Source organism: Kitasatospora kazusensis (assembly GCF_039529945.1).
In the GTDB taxonomy this organism is placed as follows: Bacteria; Actinomycetota; Actinomycetes; order Streptomycetales; family Streptomycetaceae; genus Kitasatospora; species Kitasatospora kazusensis.
Genome location: NZ_BAAANT010000009.1, coordinates 30,048 through 45,026 on the forward strand (window position 1 = coordinate 30,048; position 14,979 = coordinate 45,026).

The 14,979-nt window shown below is 73.0% G+C and carries 17 protein-coding genes; 9 read left to right on the forward strand and 8 right to left on the reverse strand.

The window, feature by feature from the left end:
* Positions 1 to 20: 20 nt before the first annotated feature.
* The 6 genes from ABD330_RS10200 (at position 21) to ABD330_RS10225 (ending at position 5,316) form a co-directional block, all read left to right on the forward strand.
* The gene (locus ABD330_RS10200; RefSeq protein ID WP_344463475.1) at positions 21 to 1,355 is read left to right on the forward strand and encodes an ATP-binding protein; all 1,335 of its coding nucleotides are present in this window, start codon (positions 21 to 23) and stop codon (positions 1,353 to 1,355) included.
* The gene (locus ABD330_RS10205) at positions 1,339 to 1,752 is read left to right on the forward strand and encodes a roadblock/LC7 domain-containing protein (RefSeq protein ID WP_344463169.1); all 414 of its coding nucleotides are present in this window, start codon (positions 1,339 to 1,341) and stop codon (positions 1,750 to 1,752) included. Before ABD330_RS10200 ends, ABD330_RS10205 begins: the two co-directional genes overlap by 17 nt.
* 52 nt (positions 1,753 to 1,804) lie before the next feature.
* The gene (locus tag ABD330_RS10210; RefSeq protein WP_344463172.1) at positions 1,805 to 2,164 is read left to right on the forward strand and encodes a DUF742 domain-containing protein; all 360 of its coding nucleotides are present in this window, start codon (positions 1,805 to 1,807) and stop codon (positions 2,162 to 2,164) included.
* 67 nt (positions 2,165 to 2,231) lie between these two features.
* Entirely contained in the window at positions 2,232 to 2,801 is a 570-nt protein-coding gene (locus tag ABD330_RS10215; RefSeq protein ID WP_344463477.1) for a GTP-binding protein, read from the forward strand.
* Positions 2,798 to 4,243: a cytochrome P450 gene (locus ABD330_RS10220; RefSeq protein ID WP_344463174.1), complete on the forward strand. Its 1,446-nt coding sequence runs from the start codon at positions 2,798 to 2,800 to the stop codon at positions 4,241 to 4,243. The genes ABD330_RS10215 and ABD330_RS10220 overlap by 4 nt, the downstream gene beginning before the upstream one ends.
* Positions 4,207 to 5,316 carry a cytochrome P450 family protein gene (locus ABD330_RS10225; protein WP_344463176.1) on the forward strand — a complete coding sequence of 370 codons (1,110 nt, stop codon included), beginning with the start codon at positions 4,207 to 4,209 and terminating at the stop codon, positions 5,314 to 5,316. The genes ABD330_RS10220 and ABD330_RS10225 overlap by 37 nt, the downstream gene beginning before the upstream one ends.
* A 68-nt stretch (positions 5,317 to 5,384) precedes the next feature.
* On the opposite strand, the gene ABD330_RS10230 is transcribed toward ABD330_RS10225, so the two are convergent.
* From ABD330_RS10230 to ABD330_RS10240, 3 genes are all read right to left on the reverse strand, one after another.
* The gene (locus ABD330_RS10230; RefSeq protein ID WP_344463178.1) at positions 5,385 to 5,726 is read right to left on the reverse strand and encodes an XRE family transcriptional regulator; all 342 of its coding nucleotides are present in this window, start codon (positions 5,724 to 5,726) and stop codon (positions 5,385 to 5,387) included.
* Entirely contained in the window at positions 5,723 to 6,088 is a 366-nt protein-coding gene (locus tag ABD330_RS10235; protein ID WP_344463180.1) for a type II toxin-antitoxin system RelE/ParE family toxin, read from the reverse strand. The genes ABD330_RS10230 and ABD330_RS10235 overlap by 4 nt, the downstream gene beginning before the upstream one ends.
* 120 nt (positions 6,089 to 6,208) lie before the next feature.
* Entirely contained in the window at positions 6,209 to 8,860 is a 2,652-nt protein-coding gene (locus tag ABD330_RS10240; protein WP_344463479.1) for a ligand-binding sensor domain-containing protein, read from the reverse strand.
* 342 nt (positions 8,861 to 9,202) lie between these two features.
* On the opposite strand from ABD330_RS10240, the gene ABD330_RS10245 reads away from it, so the two are divergent.
* Complete coding sequence (locus ABD330_RS10245; RefSeq protein ID WP_344463182.1) at positions 9,203 to 9,415, forward strand: hypothetical protein; 213 nt, start codon at positions 9,203 to 9,205, stop codon at positions 9,413 to 9,415.
* Between the two features lie 101 nt (positions 9,416 to 9,516).
* On the opposite strand, the gene ABD330_RS10250 is transcribed toward ABD330_RS10245, so the two are convergent.
* Both ABD330_RS10250 and ABD330_RS10255 read right to left on the reverse strand, forming a co-directional pair.
* Complete coding sequence (locus ABD330_RS10250) at positions 9,517 to 10,323, reverse strand: isocitrate lyase/PEP mutase family protein (RefSeq protein ID WP_344463184.1); 807 nt, start codon at positions 10,321 to 10,323, stop codon at positions 9,517 to 9,519.
* 137 nt (positions 10,324 to 10,460) lie between these two features.
* Positions 10,461 to 10,949, reverse strand: coding sequence for a carboxymuconolactone decarboxylase family protein (locus ABD330_RS10255; protein WP_344463186.1), 489 nt, complete (start codon positions 10,947 to 10,949; stop codon positions 10,461 to 10,463).
* A 50-nt stretch (positions 10,950 to 10,999) separates the two neighbouring features.
* Between ABD330_RS10255 and pdxR the strand changes: the two genes are divergently transcribed.
* A complete protein-coding gene (gene pdxR, locus ABD330_RS10260) occupies positions 11,000 to 12,424 on the forward strand; it encodes a MocR-like pyridoxine biosynthesis transcription factor PdxR (protein WP_344463188.1) in 1,425 nt (474 codons plus the stop codon).
* 44 nt (positions 12,425 to 12,468) lie between these two features.
* On the opposite strand, the gene ABD330_RS10265 is transcribed toward pdxR, so the two are convergent.
* The 3 genes from ABD330_RS10265 to ABD330_RS10275 form a co-directional block, all read right to left on the reverse strand.
* Positions 12,469 to 13,356 carry an NAD(P)-dependent oxidoreductase gene (locus tag ABD330_RS10265; RefSeq protein ID WP_344463190.1) on the reverse strand — a complete coding sequence of 296 codons (888 nt, stop codon included), beginning with the start codon at positions 13,354 to 13,356 and terminating at the stop codon, positions 12,469 to 12,471.
* Positions 13,357 to 13,425: 69 nt separating this feature from the next.
* Positions 13,426 to 13,638 (reverse strand): DUF397 domain-containing protein, encoded by a 213-nt coding sequence (locus ABD330_RS10270; RefSeq protein ID WP_344463192.1) that lies wholly within the window; start codon positions 13,636 to 13,638, stop codon positions 13,426 to 13,428.
* Complete coding sequence (locus ABD330_RS10275) at positions 13,635 to 14,465, reverse strand: helix-turn-helix domain-containing protein (protein WP_344463194.1); 831 nt, start codon at positions 14,463 to 14,465, stop codon at positions 13,635 to 13,637. Before ABD330_RS10275 ends, ABD330_RS10270 begins: the two co-directional genes overlap by 4 nt.
* Positions 14,466 to 14,571: 106 nt before the next feature.
* Between ABD330_RS10275 and ABD330_RS10280 the strand changes: the two genes are divergently transcribed.
* On the forward strand, positions 14,572 to 14,889 hold the full coding sequence (locus tag ABD330_RS10280; RefSeq protein ID WP_344463196.1) for a hypothetical protein: 318 nt from the start codon (positions 14,572 to 14,574) through the stop codon (positions 14,887 to 14,889).
* Positions 14,890 to 14,979 lie beyond the last annotated feature (90 nt).

The window sequence follows — 14,979 nt, forward strand, 5'->3', positions numbered from 1 at the left end:
CTAGAATTCGCGGCGTGACGATGACTCAGTGGTTCGGCGCGGCAGCCGGCGTACTCGCCGCCCTCTCGGTGCCGACCGCCGCCCGGTACCTCGCGGTCACCCGCACGCTCACCGCCAGGCTGCAGGACCGCCAGCGCCAGTACGACGAACTCAGCGAGAAGTTCCAGGCCGAGGCCGCGTACCGCAGCGCCGAGACCGCCGCCATCCAGCGCGAGCAGGACCTGAACGCCTCCACCCAGCGGGCCTTCCTCAGCGTGGCCCGCCGGATCCTGGTGATGGCCCACGACCAGCAGGCCGGGCTGGACGAGATGGAGCGCACGCACGACGACCCGGCGCTGCTGGAGGGCCTGCTCAAGGCCGACCACGCCGCGGCCCAACAGGCCCGGCTGGCCCAGACCCTGGCGGTGCTCTGCGGCGCCCGGGCCGGCCGGCACTGGCCCGAGCCGGTCGCGCTGGAGGACGTGGTGCGCGGCGCCCAGTCCCGCATCCTGCCCTTCCAGCGGGTGGTGGTGCGCAGCCGGATCGAGACCGCCGTGGTCGGCGCCGCGGCCGAGGCCCTGATCCACGCGGTCGCCGAGCTGCTCGACAACGCCACCCGCTACTCGCCGCCCAGCACCCAGGTGTTCGTCACGCTGATGCCGGTGCACAACGGTGCCGTCATCGAGATCGACGACGGCGGCGTCGGCATGCCCGAGCAGGCGGTGGAGAAGGCCGCCGCCGCACTCGCCGGCGGCTCCACGCTGGAGGTGTCCCGGCTGGGCGAGGTGCCGCAGCTCGGCCTCGCGGCGGTCGGGCGGCTCGCCGAGCAGTACGGCTTCCGGGCCACCCTCAGTTCGGCGCCCTCCCCGTACGGCGGGGTCCGGGTGGTGGTGCTGCTGCCGACGGCGCTGCTCACCGAACCGCTGCCGGGCCCCGCCCCGGCGGCGCTGCCCGCCGCCGCACCGGCCCCGGCCGCCCTTCCCGTCCGCGCCCCCGTCCGCGACCGCGCGCCCGAGCCCGTCCCGGGCCCCGACCCCGCCCCCGCGCGGGTCACCGCGCCCGGGCCGGCCCGGGCGTCCGACCCGCGTCCGCAGCCCCCGGCGGCCGGTCTGCCGCGCCGCACCAACCGGCGCGGCGCCACCCCGGCGCCGCAGCCGGCGGAGCCCGCCGCCCCCGTACCTCCCCGGTCGGCCCAGGAGGCGCAGGCGTTCATGGCGCTCTTCCAGGCCGGCACCGCGAGCGGCCGGTCGGCCGCCCGGCACCACCAGTACCCGCGTGAGAACCCGGCGCGGGACTCGCAGGACCTGTCCACCGCTTCCCCTCAAGCCCCCCGACCTCCCCAGCGCTCCGGAGACTTCCATGACCCCGCATCCTGACCTCGGCTGGCTCCTCACCGACATCGTCAACGTCCCCGAGGTCCAGCACGCCGTGGTGGTGTCCAACGACGGCCTGGAGATCGGCCGCAGCGAGCGGATCGCCCGTGAGGACGCCGAGCGCCTGGCCGCCGCCTGCTCCGGGCTCCAGTCGCTGGCCCGTGGCGTCGCCGTGGGCTTCGGCGGACAGCGGAGCAGCACCCGGCAGATCATCATCGAGTACGGCGGCGGCTACCTCTTCATCGTGGCGGCCGGGGCCGGCACCCACCTCGCGGTGGTGACCGGCGAGGCCGTGGACGCCGGGCTGGTGGCGTACCAGATGCAGGTGCTGGTGGAGCGGCTCGGCGCCCACCTGACCAGCCCGCCCCGGGTCGAGCAGACGGCCGGGGGCCCGCGTTGAGCGGGCTCGGCCGCCGGTGGACCGGCCTGCGGCCCGCACCCCGGGTGCACGCGTGAGCGGCCCCGTGCGCCCGTACGTCATCACGGGTGGCCGCAGCCGGCCCAGTCGGAACGTGCTGGCGCTGGAGAGCCTGGTCAGCACCGCACCGGCGGCCGGGCTCGGCGAGCCGCCCGATCTCGCGGACGACGCCCTGAACCGGGAGCACCTGCGCATCCTGGCGCTCTGCCGCGAACTGCTGTCGGTCGCCGAGATCGCCGCCCACCTGGCCCTGCCGCTCGGGGTGGTGAAGGTGCTGATCGGCGATCTCTGGGATCTCGGCGCCGTCCACGTGCGACCGCCCGTCCAGCAGGCCGAGCGCCTGCCCTCCACCCTCCTTGAGGAAGTTCTCCTTGGTCTCCGCCAACTTCGCTGACGCCGGGTTCGCCGAAGCGAACTTCGCCGCGGCGGACCCCGCCGCCGTCCCCGTCCGGCCCGAGTACCTGCCGGCCACCGTGCAGGGCGCCGTGAAGATCCTGATCACCGGCCCGTTCGGGGTGGGAAAGACCACGCTGGTCGGCTCGTTGAGCGAGATCACCCCGCTGCGCACCGAGGAGACCATGACCGCCGCCGGGGCGGGGGTGGACGACCTCAGCGGCCGTCCGGACAAGTCGACCACCACGGTGGCCCTGGACTTCGGCCGGATCACGCTCAACCCCCGGCTCGCCCTCTACCTCTTCGGCACCCCCGGGCAGCAGCGGTTCTGGCCGCTCTGGGACGACCTCTCGCGCGGGGCGCTCGGCGCGATCGCCGTGGTCGACGCCCGGCGGATCGAGGAGAGCTTCGAGGTGCTGGGCCGGCTGGAGGAACAGCGGATCCCGTTCGCGATCGCCGTCAACTCCTTCCCGGACAGCCCGGACTACCCCGAGGAGGAGCTCCGGCAGGCACTCGACCTGCTCCCCGAGGTGCCGATCCTCACCTGTGACGCCCGGGACCGCCGGGCCGCGTACGACCTGCTGATCGACTTCGTCGCCCACCTGCACTCGACCTCCGTCCTGGAGCTGCCGTCATGACAACTCCCCTGCCAGAGACCGCCACCCCGCCCCCCGGCTGCCCCGCGCACCGGCCGGCGGCCGGCACCCCGGCGGCTGCCGCACCGCCGAACGTCACCCCGCTGTACGGCACTTCGGTCTCCGAGGACCCGCACGGGCTGTACGCCCGGATGCGCGAGCAGCACGGCAGCGTCGCACCGATCGAGCTGGAGCCGGGCGTCGAGGCCTGGTTGGTGCTCGGCTACGCGGAGCTGCTCGAACTCACCCGGAACGAGCAGCTGTTCTCCAAGGACTCGCGCCGCTGGCGGGTACCGAAGGAGGGCCGGCTGAAGTCCGACTCGCGGCTGCTGCCGATGACGGCCTGGCGCCCGACCCTGCTCAACATGGACGGCGCCGACCACCAGCGGCTGCGCGGCGCGGTGGCCCAGACGCTCGCCAAGATCGACCACCGGCAGCTCCGGCAGACCACCGAGGCCGCCGCCGACTCGCTGATCGACAGCTGGGGCCCGGACGGCACCGCCGACCTGATCACCCAGTACGCCCGCCGGCTGCCGCTGCTGGTCTTCACCCAGCTGCTCGGGCTGCCCGCCGAGGCCGGACCGCACCTGATCGAGCTGATCAGCCACTTCGTGGACAGCAGCGAGAAGTCGGTCCGGGCCAACGCCGAGTTCCAGGCGATCCTGCTCGACCTGGTCCGGCGGCGCCGGGCGGAGCCGGGGGCCGACCTGACCTCCTGGCTGCTGGCGCACCCCGCCGGGCTGAGCGACGAGGAGGCGGTGCACCACCTGGTGGTGATCCTGGTCGCGGGCAACGAGACCACCATCAACTGGACGGGCAACACGCTGCGGCTGCTGCTCACCGACCGCCGGTTCCGGGCCACCCTGACCGGCGGCCGGCTGACCGTCTCGGACGCGCTGGACGAGGTGCTCTGGCGGGACCCGCCGACCCAGAACTTCCCCGGCCGCTGGGCGACCGGCGACACCGTGCTGGGCGGCCAGTACATCAGCGCGGGCGACATGCTGGTGCTCGGGCTGGCGGGCGCCAACGCCGACCCGGCGGTGCACGGCCCCGGCGGCGTGGGCGGCAACCGCGCGCACCTGGCCTGGGGCGCCGGGCGGCACGTCTGCCCGGCCCAGCACCCGGCCAGGCTGATCGTCGAAACGGCGGTCGAGACCCTGATCCACCGGCTTCCCGATCTCCAACTCGCCGTACCGGGGCACGAACTGTCCTGGCGGCCGTCGCCGTGGTCCCGGGCGCTGACCTCGCTCCCGGTGCTCTACAGCGCCTTCACCCCGCCACGCACGCCCGCCCCCGAAAGGCCCACATGGACACCTCCGACAGTCTCCGCCCCCACCGACTCGACCCCTTCGGACGCGACCAGCACGCCGAGAACGCCCGACTCCGCGAAGCCGGCCCCGCGGTCCTGGTGGAGCTCCCTGGCGGGGTGGTGGTCTGGGCGATAGCCCACCACGACACGTTGCAGCAGCTGCTGAACGACCCCCGGGTCGGCAAGAACCCGCAGCTCTGGGACACCTTCCGGGAGGGACGGCTGCCCGAGGGCTGGCCGCTGCTCAACTTCGTCACCGTCCCCGGGATGATCACCGCCGACGGCGAGGACCACCGACGGCTGCGCGGACTGGTCAGCCAGGCGTTCACCCCACGCCGGATCACCGAGCTGCAGCCCCGGATCGAGGCGCTCACCGCCGCGCTGCTCGACCGGGTGGCCGTGCTGGAGGGCGGGTTCGACCTGCGCGAGCACTTCGCCTACCCGCTGCCGATGCAGGTGATCGGCGAACTGCTGGGCCTCGCCCTGGACCAGCAGGACGAACTGCACGAGCTCTCCGACACCCTGGTGAGCAGCTCCGCCACCCCGGAGGCGGCGATCGCCGCGCAGCGCGGGCTGTTCGCCCTGCTCGGCTCGGTGGTGGCCGCCAAGCGGGCCGAGCCGGGCGACGACCTGACCACCGACCTGATCGCGGCCCGCGCGGAGACCGACCGGCTGAGCGAGGAGGAGCTGGTCGGCACCCTGCTGCTGATGCTGGTGGCCGGCCACGAGACCACGCTCAACCTGATCACCAACGCGGTCCGGGCCCTGCTCGCGCACCCCGGGCAGCTGCGGCAGGTGCTGGAGGGCACGTACTCCTGGTCGGCCGTGGTCGAGGAGACGCTGCGGTACGACTCCCCCGTCGGCCAGTTCCCGCTGCGGTACGCGGCCGAGGACATCGAGGTCGGTGGCGTCCTGATCCGGCGCGGCGAGGCGCTGCTCGCCTCGTACGGCGCGGTCGGGCGGGACTCGGCCCACTTCCCGGACGCCGACCGCTTCGACCTGGCCCGGCAGCCCACCAGGCACCTCTCGCTCGGGCACGGCCCGCACTTCTGCCTGGGCGCGGGGCTGGCCCGGCTGGAGGCGGAGACCGCACTGCGGGAGCTCTTCGGGCGCTTCCCGGACCTGGCGCTCGCGGAGGGGGCGGCGGCGGAGCCGATCGCGTCGTTCGTCAGCAACAGCGTCCGTACCCTGCGGGTCCGCACGAGCTGACCCCGCCGCCGGACAGCACGAACGCCTGCGGACGCTGAAGGCCCGGCCCGAGTGGGCCGGGCCTTGGCTCAGCCCAGCACGTAGGACTCGTCACCGAACTCGGCCACGATCTTCAGCCGACCGCCCAGGGCACGGACGTACGCCGCGAGCGTGTCGACCTCGCTGCGCTCCAGCTGCCCCTTCTCGATCCGCGACACCCGCGCCTGGCTGACTCCCATCGCCGCGGCCACCTCGACCTGCGTCGCATGCTGGCGCTTGCGGACCTCCGCGAGCCGGTGGGCGCGGACCGCAGCGATCATCTCGGCCGCGCCGGCCTGGATCTCGGCCTGCTCCTGCGGAGTGAAGTCGAAGTCCTCGACCAGGTCGTCCCAGTACGCCGCCTTGGGATTCTTCAGCGGTGGTCGGCTCATGTCTCCTCCTCGGCCTTCAAGTGCTCTTCGTACGCCAGCTCGGCCTGGTCGATCGCGGTGTCGTACCAGCGCTTCCAGTTCCCGGACTTGTCGCCTCCGACCAGGAAGACGGCCCGCCGCTTCGGATCGAACACGAAGAGCAGACGCACCTCGGTCGATCCGGCGGAGCCGGGCCGCAGCTCCTTCAAGTTGGCCAGTCTCGACCCCTTGACGGTGTCGACCAACGGACGCCCGAGCGCGGGACCTTCCTCGCGCAGCGTCGTGATCGCCTTGCTGATCTGCACGAGCGAGGCCCGATCGGTCTGACGCAGCGAGTGGAGCCAGGACAGCGCAGGCTCGACCACGATGACCGTCCAGGCCATACGGCACCCCTCCCGGCTCCGGCCTACAACACTGAGAGCATACACCCTGTGTGTTGTATTTCTCGCCGGCCGCAAGCCCCGAAGGCCCGGCTTCGGCGAGCCGGGCCTTCGGAGTCGGCGCTAGTCGTCCAAGGACATCGACCAGAGGCCCCGGCCGTGGGTGGCCGCGTAGAGGCGGTGGTCCGGGCCGATCTTGAGCTGGTCGACCGCGACGGCGGGGAGTTCGCCGAGGCGCTGCCAGTCGGTGCGGCCGGCGCGGCGGTAGACGACGCCCAGGTCGGTGGCGAGGGCGAGGCCGCCGTCCGGGGTCACCACCAGGGAGTCGGCCGGGACGTCGGGCAGGTTGGTGGAGATGTCGGTCCAGTGGGCACCCGAGTCGTGGCTCTCGAAGACGTGGCCGAGGCCGGAGCCCGGACCCTCCGTCCAGTGCCGGGAGAACCCGTTCACCGCCAGGTAGACGTGCGTGGAGTCCTTCGGGTCGACGGTCAGGCCGCTGAGGTAGCGGTTCGGCACGGTCCCGTCGGTGCCGTCGGAGGGCAGCGTGAGCTGCTGCCAGCCGGTGCCGTCCGCGTTGCCGACCGCGATGCCGCGGGTGAAGCCCTGGTTGTTGCAGGGGCCGCACCAGGCCGCGTACACCTTGCCGCCGGAGGCCGCGACGGCGGTCGCGACGTGGCCGTCGCCGAGGTCGTAGGCACTGCTCCAGGCGCTGCTGCTACGGATGGCGTAGCCCTGGGACTGCACCCAGACGTGCCGGCCGCCGGCGACCCAGAGGTTGCCGTTCTTGACGTCCGTGGCGAGCGGGGCGATGAAGCGGGCGCCGGCACCGCCGAGCGCGTTGTCGGGCGGGGCCACCGAGAACGAGGTGGCCTTGCTCGGGTCGGTGACCCAGGAGCCGTCGTTGACACCGCAGTTCTGGGTGACGTTGATGGCCAGGTAGACGTACTCCTGGGCGATGTCGCACCCGTTGGCCGGGTCGGTGAGGGTGTCGCCGCCGTCGCCGCCGAAGTTGGAGCCCATCACCTTGTCGTGCGGCCGCAGGATGGACTGCCCGTTGTCCTGGAGGCCGCCGTTCACGGCCACGCCGTGGCCGGAGGGGTCCTTGCCGATGCCGACCGAGTAGTACTGGAGGGCGTCGATGGTGCCGTCGTTGAGGGACGTCCAGTCGGTGGCGTGCCCGCTCGCGTCGGTCTGGCCGACCAGCGGACGCCGGTAGACGCCGCCGTCGTTGCTCGCGACCAGGTAGGACGAGCCGTGGTAGCTGCCGACCGCGAGCCCGTGCTGGTCCGGGTGGGTGGTCGGCGAGCAGTCACCGGTCTGCTTGGTCGGATCGATGCTCCAGCAGCTGAAGTTGAAGTTCCAGTACGGGCCGACGGCCTTCCAGCTCGCACCGGCGTCGGAGGTCTCGAAGATCTCCTCCAGCCCGGCGTAGACGTGGTCCGGGTTGTTCGGGTCGACCTGGAGCGACTCGTCGTACCAGGACTGCGAGCCCGGCAGGTCGCCCTGGGTCTGGAGGCCCGAGCCCGAGGCGGCCAGCTGGTGGTAGTCGGCGATCTTCGTCCAGGGGCCAGTCGGGGAACCGGACTTGGACTCGAAGATCCCGGCCAGCCCGCTGTTCGGGTCGGTGGCCAGCTGCTGCGGCGACTGGTCGATCGCGTAGTAGCGCGAGCCGTCGGCGGAGCGGGCGAAGGTCACGCTGCCGACGTTCGCGGCGTCGGTGGGCAGGTCGCCGAGCGAGGCGATCCGCTGCCAACTGCCCTGCACCTTGGCGTAGAAGCCGTTGTAGGTGTCCCCGCCGCGCCAGCCGACCGCCAGCACGACCTTCGACGGGTCGCGCGGGTCGACGGCGATGTCGGAGGTGATGTTCTTGTAGGGCGCGTTCGGGTCGGCCGCCAGCGGGCCGCCGGGCAGGTAGTCCGGGTTCGGCGCGAACTCCAGTGTCCAGGGCGCGCCGAGGTCGCCGCTGAGCGAGTGGCTCCAGACGCCCTTGCTGGTGGCGGCCCAGGCCCGGTCACCGGCGAAGCGGATGGCGTGGACGGTGGTGCTGTCCAACTCAGCACCGCCGACCCGGTTGCGGGCGCTGAACTCGCCGTCCTCGGGATGCGCCAGGACGAAGACGCCCGCGCCGAGGTACGCGTCGGAGTTGGTGTTCGCCTCGCCGGTGCCCAGCCAGAGCCGGCCGCGCGGGTCGAGCGCGAGCGCGCCGGTGGCCTGGGTCGGCAGCTTGTCGCTGATCGGCTCCCAGCGGCCGCCCCCGGTCGAGGACCGCCAGACGCCGCCGCCCGCCGTACCGGCGTACACGTGGCCCTGGTCGTCGGCCGCCACGGCCGCCGTACGGCCGGTCACCTTCCCCATCCCCGCACTGGAGTTGGAGTCGATGTCACGGTAGCGGGGGTCGTCCGAGTCGTACGGGAGCCCGGTCAGGTGGTTCCAGTCGCCACCGGCCTGCGGCAGCGCCTTGAGCTGGGCCCAGGCCGCCGCGAAGGCACCCGGCGCGACGACACCCGGCGAGGTACGGGCCTCGGCCCGCTGGTCCGCCCCCTCCTGGACGGCGTCCGACTCGCTCCCGCCGTCACCATCGGTCGCGGCGGCCGGGCGCAGTGCCCCGGCGCTGCCGGCCCGCTGTACCCGCTGCTTCGCCTTGGCCGCCAACTGCCGGGCGCCGAAGGGCGCCTGGCCGCCGGCGGCGGCTCCCGCCGGTACGCCGACGAGCCCCATGGTCGTCGCGACGGCGCAGATCGTGAGCCATCGCCTGGTACGGGTTGCCGACAACAGTTCCTCCCCAGTCATGTGTCCGACCAACGGCCCTGCCGCGCATGATTGTTGGCGGCGGGCCGGGGAGACTCGACCACAGATCGCGACCAGCCGATACGGCCGGACCCCGAAGTTGACCGAATCGTTGTCACGGACCTGATGGACCGGCGGAAGCGGCCCGCGGGCCCCGTCCGGGTGAAGGGCCTGCGGGCTCGGCGGACAGCGGGCGGGGCGGCCGGTCACCCGGATCACCGAGCGGGTCGCCCTGGGCCCGGCCCCCGCGAGCCTGCGCCCGGTGACTCGCGCTACCGCACCGGCCGTGACCGGCGGTGACCGGGGCCCGGTCGGATCGTTGGACCGGCCATGAAGAAGATCACGGCACTTGCCGCACTCGCCATGGCCGGTCTCGCGCTGGCCGCCTCGCCCGCCCACGCCGACAGCGGGCCCAGTCCGCAGGTCGCGGAGACCGAGGCCGCGCTCCAGACGCTCGCCGGGCTCCCGCTGATCGCCCCCTACGCCGCCGACGTGCGCGGCAGCATGCAGCAGTTCGACAGCCAGGCCGGCACGAGCAGCTGACCGGCCCCCGGCGGACCGGGCCCGGAACAGGCCGGGCTCGGAGCAGGACGGTCTGAGAACAGGCCGGGCTCAGAACAGGACAGGCCGAGAACAGGCCGGGCTCAGAACAGGCCGTTGAGCCGGCCGTAGTCCAGGCCGTCGGCCAGCGCGTCGTAGGTGCCGGTCGTGTAGACCTCCCGGGCGGCGCGGTCGACCGCCGCGTACGCGGCCTTGGCCAGGCCGGGGCCGAGGCTGATCCGGGCCACGCCGAGCTTGGCCAGCTCCGCGACGGTCGGCGCGCCGGGCGCGGCCATCACGTTCAGCGGGGCGGGGATCGCCGCCGCCAGGGCGGCGATCGTCTCGGCGTCGTCGACGCCGGGGATGAAGATGCCGTCCGCGCCCGCGTCGAGGAACGCGTGGGCCCGGGCCACCGCCGCGTCGAAGCGCCCGGCCGGGTCGCCGAGGCCGCGCAGGAAGAGGTCGGTGCGGGCGTTCAGGAAGAGCGGCACCCCTGCCGCGTCGGCCGCCGCCCGGGCGGCGGCGACCCGTTCGGCCGCCTCCGCCACCGGGCGCAGCCCGTCCTCCAGGTTCATCCCGACCGCGCCGGTGGCCAGCAGCTCGGTGACCGTCTCGCCCACCCCCAAGGCCGTCGCGGCGAAGCCGCTCTCCAGGTCGGCGGTGACCGGGAGGTCGACCGCGCCCGCGATCAGCGCGGTCTGGGCCAGCGCCCGCGCCCGGTCCAGCCGGTCGCCGTCCGGCACGCCGAGCGTCCAGCTGACGCTCGCGCTCGCGGTGGCGATCGCCGGGGCGCCGGCCTCGGCCACCAGCCGGGCGCTCGCGGCGTCCCAGACGTTGGCGAGCACCAGCGGGGTGCCGGGGCGGTGCAGGTCGTGGAGGAGGCGGGCCTTGTCGTACTGAGTCGTCGTCATGCTGGCAGCCTGTCAGTCGGGGACGGATTCCGTCCGGCGAAACCGGACCCGGACGGCTGATACGGGCAGCGGATACGGAAACCGGACCCGGACGGCTGATACGGGCAGCGGACCCGGACGGCCGTCGGGAGTCGCGGTCAGCTCTGCTTGGGCGCGGGGCTCATCCGGGTGGTGATGGCGATCCGGTTCCAGGAGTTGATCGAGACGATCACCGCGATCAGCTGGGCCAGCTGCTGCGGGTCGAAGTGCTTGGCGGCCTCGTCGTAGACCTCGTCCGGCACGTGCCCCTGGGTGACCAGCGTGATCGCCTCGGTCAGGGCGAGGGCGGCCCGCTCGGATGCGGTGAAGTACGGCGTCTCGCGCCAGGCGGGCAGCGTGTAGATGCGGTGTTCCTGCTCGCCGCCCTTGCGGGCGTCGGCGGTGTGCATGTCGAGGCAGAAGGCGCAGCCGTTGAGGTTGGAGGCGTGGATCCGGACCAGCTCGGCGAGGGCCGGGTCGACGCTCGGGCGGGAGGCGCGGTCCAGGTCGATCATGGCGCGGTACCAGGTGGCGGCCTGCTCGGGCATGGAAAGGCGCTGCTCGGGGGCGGGGACGTAGGCGTCGGTGCTGGGCTGGTTGGTCGTCATGCGATCCACCGTAGCTGCGAGGTGGCCCGGCTCTGTGGTTCATTTGCCGGATGGAATCCTGGGCCACTTTCGGTGGCGACCTGCATCTCGACCTCTCCGCCGGGCGGGCCCGGGGCCTGGGCCTGCGGGCCGCGCTGGAGGACGCGCTGCGCACGGCGGCGCGTGACGCCCGGCTCGCCCCCGGCACCCGGCTTCCCTCCTCCCGGGCACTCTCCGCCGATCTGGGCATCGCCCGGAACACCGTCGCCGAGGCGTACGCGCAGCTGACGGCGGAGGGCTGGCTGACCGCCCGGCAGGGCTCCGGGACGGTGGTCGCCGAGCGCGGCGCCCCGGCCGCGTCCGCCGTACCGGCCGCCGGGCCGCCGCCCCCGCCGGCCGCCCGGTACGACCTGACGCCGGGCCGTCCCGACCTCTCGCTCTTCCCCCGGTCCGCCTGGCTCGCCGCCGCCCGCCGGGCGCTGGCCGTGGCCCCGCACGAGGCGCTGGGCTACTCGGACCCGCGCGGGCGGATCGAGCTGCGGCGGGCGCTGGCCGGGTACCTGGCCCGGGTGCGCGGTGTCCGGGCCGACCCGGAGCGGATCCTGGTCTGCGCGGGCTACACCCAGGGGCTCCGGCTGGTCTGCGGCGCGCTGCGGGAGCGGGGTGTCCGCGCGGTGGCGGTGGAGGAGTACGGGCTGCCGCCGCAGCAGCGGGTGATCGCCGCCGCCGGACTGGCGACCGTCGCGCTGCCGCTGGACGGCGGCGGCGCGCGGACCGACCTGCTGGCGGCCACCGGCGCCGGGGCGGTGGTGCTGACCTCGGCGCACCAGTTCCCGACCGGGGTGGCGCTGCGGGCCTCCCGCCGGTCGGCGGCCGTGGCCTGGGCCCGGGAGACGGGCGGGCTGGTGATCGAGGACGACTACGACGGCGAGTTCCGCTACGACCGGCACGCGGTCGGCGCGTTGCAGGCGCTGGACCCGGAGCGGGTCGTGTACGCGGGCACCACCAGCAAGAGCCTGGCGCCGGGCCTGCGACTGGGCTGGCTGGTGCTGCCCGCCGAGCTGGTCGAACCGGTGGTCCGGCAGAAGCGGCTGGCCGACACCCAGTCAGGAGTACTGGACCAGCTGACGCTGGCCGAACTGATCACCTCCGGCGGCCTGGACCGGCACGTCCGGCGCTGCCGCTCGCACTACCGCCGACGCCGCGACCGGTTGGTCGCGGCGCTGGCCGAACGCGCCCCGCAGGTCGAGGTGACCGGCCTGGCGGCGGGCCTGCACGCCGTCCTTCGGCTGCCGTCCGGCTCGCCGACGGAAGACGAACTGCTGTGGCAGGCAGGCTGGTTGGGCTTGGCCCTGCACTCCCTGTCGTTCTGCCGGGCGGAGGCGGCGGAGCCCCTGCCGGACGCGCCGCCGGGCCTGGTGATCGGCTACGGGACGCCGCCGGAGCGGGAGTTCGCGGGAGCGCTGGACGCGCTGTGCACCCTCGTACGGCTGTGACGGCCCACCCACGCGGGCGCAGGCGGGCGGGCACCCGGGACGGGCTACTCGGCCGCCCGGCCCCGGACCTCGATGGCCTTGACCACGGCGGCCATGTCGGCGTCCGCGTAGCCGAGTTGATCGGCCTCGGCGAACAGCGCGCGGCAGACGTCGAGCAGCGGGGCGGCGATTCCGGCCGTGGCGGCGGCATCGGTGATCAGCCGGGTGACCTTCCAGGCGTCGGCGACCGACGCCTGGACCGAGAAGTCCTCGCCGACCAGCTTGGGCGCCTTCAGCCGCATCGTCGGGCTCGCCAGCGGCCCCGCACGCAGCACCGAGACCAGCTGGTCCAGGTCCAGCCCCTGGCGGCGCGCGAACTGGACCGCCTCGGCCAGCCCGGTCACCTGGGTGATCAGGAAGGTGTTGACGGCCAGCTTCATCAGCAGGCCCTTGGGCACCGGCCCGCAGAAGTCGAGCTGCCGGAACATCGGTTCGAGCAGCGGCCGCACCGCCGCCACGTCCTCCGGCTCCCCCGCCAGCAGCCCGACCAGCTCACCGGCCGCGGCCTGGACGCTCGACCCGGACACCGGCGCCTCGACGAACCGGCCGCCGACGGCGCGGACCTGCGCCGCGAGCTCCTGGGAGTAAGCCGGTTCGAACGTCCCCATGTTGACGATCGTCCGGCCGGCGACGCGCTCGGCGAAGGCCGGCGTACCGCACCCGAGGACGGCGTCCACGCCCCCGCTGTCGAGCAGCATCAGGATCACCACCTCACTGCGGGCGAACACGCTCGCAGCGTCGGGAGCCACCTCGGCACCGGCGGCCGCCAGGGCTTGGGCCTTGGCGGCGGTGCGGTTCCAGACCAGCAGCGGCGTGCCGGCCTTCAGCAGGTTGAGAGCCATCGGCCCGCCCATGACGCCCAGCCCGACGAATCCCACGGGGAGTGAACTCATGGACAGAGCCTGGCACACCGACGGACCGCTCGACCAGCGCCGTTCGGGGCAATGGCAGCTCGGCCCAGGTCAGACGGTGCCGAACTCGCCCGCCTTGACCCCCGCGACGAACGCGGCGAACGCGGCGGCGGGGAAGAGCAAGGCAGGGCCCTCGGGGTCCTTGGAGTCACGGACCGGAACGACACCGGGGAAGTCGGGGGCCACCTCGACACAGGTGCCGCCGTTGTCGCTGTGGCTGGACTTGAACCATGAGGCGCCGGTCAGGTCTATGGGGTCGGTCATGAGCGCAGTTCCTTTCGGGCCTTGCGAATCATTGCTAGAGATGCAGCCTTCGACAACGCTTCCACCTGCAGCTCATGGTAGGCCCTCTCCCAAGCCCTGACAGTTTCGTCCTGCCTTACTACGTAGCCTTGTTCGCCCGACTCGGTGTAGCCCACTACTGAGCGGTCAGCAAACGTCAACAGGGTCACGACTGCCCGGAACGGCACGAACTCGGCCAGGCTGAAAGGTGCTACCTGGAGGATCACGTGAGGTCGGCTCGCCATGTCGGCCAGGTGATCAAGCTGGATGTGCATGGTCTCGACGCTTCCAACCGGGCGCCGGATACAACCCTCATCCACGGTCGCGTGGATGAGGGGCGGCGCCGGACGCTTCAGGAGCCGCTGACGCATGGCGAGAAAGCGCACACGCTCGTCCGCTTGGTCCTGGCTGATGCTTCCACGCTGCACTGCCGCCGACGCGAGCGCCGACGCGTACTCCGGAGTCTGAAGAAGTCCAGGGATCATGATCGGCTCGAAGATCCGGATCTCGGCTGCTCGCGCCTCCTGCGATGCGTGCTCGGGGAAGCCTTCGAGGAGTGCCGAGTTCTTGATCCCCCGCCACATCAGCTCAAGCGTCTGACCTGAGCCAAGGGCGGCGTCGGCCGCCCGTGCGAACTTCAACGTGGGAGATTTGCGAGCCGTTTCCACCGCTGAGATGTACGTACCCGAGTACTCCATGCGCTCGCCGAGCTCGTCCTGGGACCACCCGAGCGCTTCCCGTGAGCTGCGGAGCTGCGACCCGAAGCCCGCTCGTGGAGATGACTGAGGATCAAGCTTCTTGCGGTTCAAGCGATCTACCCCTAATCCACTTTACCCACGGGCAAGTTGAACAGTTCCCAACCCTAGAGGAGAGTGAGCCGCCTCGGTAGCGAAACGACTACAGAGAGGAGCGACCATGCCTTTCAAGCAAGGAATCCCCCGCAGCAGACCCAAGGCCGGCGAGCGGGATCGTGCCTCCCGGGACGAAGCCGCAGGAGAACAACTCGACTCCAACGTCGATGTGTTGGTGGCGACGGCGGTCACGCTCGGCGTCAGCGTGGGTTCGGGACTGCTGACGATGCTGACCCTCGGCGATGGCGTCGGCTTCTCCACCCGGGCGGCGTTGTTCATGTTCACCGCGTGCCCGCTGGTGATGGTGTGCGTCTCGGCCTCCGAGCCGTTCATGCGGCGGGCCGCCCAGCAGCGGGCCCGCAACGCGCGGCGGCGGGGATGACCGACCCGCCGGTGTGCCCCGGGGAGGACTGCGGGGAGCGGACCGGGTGGGCCGATGAGCCGACGGCCGACCGGATCACGAGCTGGGCCT

Bases quoted from the DNA above. Each gene is read 5' to 3' on its own strand.
- ABD330_RS10220 (WP_344463174.1), top strand. From the start codon at position 2,798: ATGACAACTCCCCTGCCAGAGACCGCCACCCCGCCCCCCGGCTGCCCC.
- ABD330_RS10200 (WP_344463475.1), top strand. From the start codon at position 21: ATGACTCAGTGGTTCGGCGCGGCAGCCGGCGTACTCGCCGCCCTCTCG.
- ABD330_RS10265 (WP_344463190.1), bottom strand. From the start codon at position 13,356: ATGAGTTCACTCCCCGTGGGATTCGTCGGGCTGGGCGTCATGGGCGGG.
- ABD330_RS10255 (WP_344463186.1), bottom strand. From the start codon at position 10,949: ATGACGACCAACCAGCCCAGCACCGACGCCTACGTCCCCGCCCCCGAG.
- ABD330_RS10235 (WP_344463180.1), bottom strand. From the start codon at position 6,088: ATGGCCTGGACGGTCATCGTGGTCGAGCCTGCGCTGTCCTGGCTCCAC.
- ABD330_RS10205 (WP_344463169.1), top strand. From the start codon at position 1,339: ATGACCCCGCATCCTGACCTCGGCTGGCTCCTCACCGACATCGTCAAC.
- ABD330_RS10245 (WP_344463182.1), top strand. From the start codon at position 9,203: ATGAAGAAGATCACGGCACTTGCCGCACTCGCCATGGCCGGTCTCGCG.
- ABD330_RS10250 (WP_344463184.1), bottom strand. From the start codon at position 10,323: ATGACGACGACTCAGTACGACAAGGCCCGCCTCCTCCACGACCTGCAC.
- ABD330_RS10270 (WP_344463192.1), bottom strand. From the start codon at position 13,638: ATGACCGACCCCATAGACCTGACCGGCGCCTCATGGTTCAAGTCCAGC.
- ABD330_RS10230 (WP_344463178.1), bottom strand. From the start codon at position 5,726: ATGAGCCGACCACCGCTGAAGAATCCCAAGGCGGCGTACTGGGACGAC.
- ABD330_RS10280 (WP_344463196.1), top strand. From the start codon at position 14,572: ATGCCTTTCAAGCAAGGAATCCCCCGCAGCAGACCCAAGGCCGGCGAG.
- pdxR (WP_344463188.1), top strand. From the start codon at position 11,000: ATGGAATCCTGGGCCACTTTCGGTGGCGACCTGCATCTCGACCTCTCC.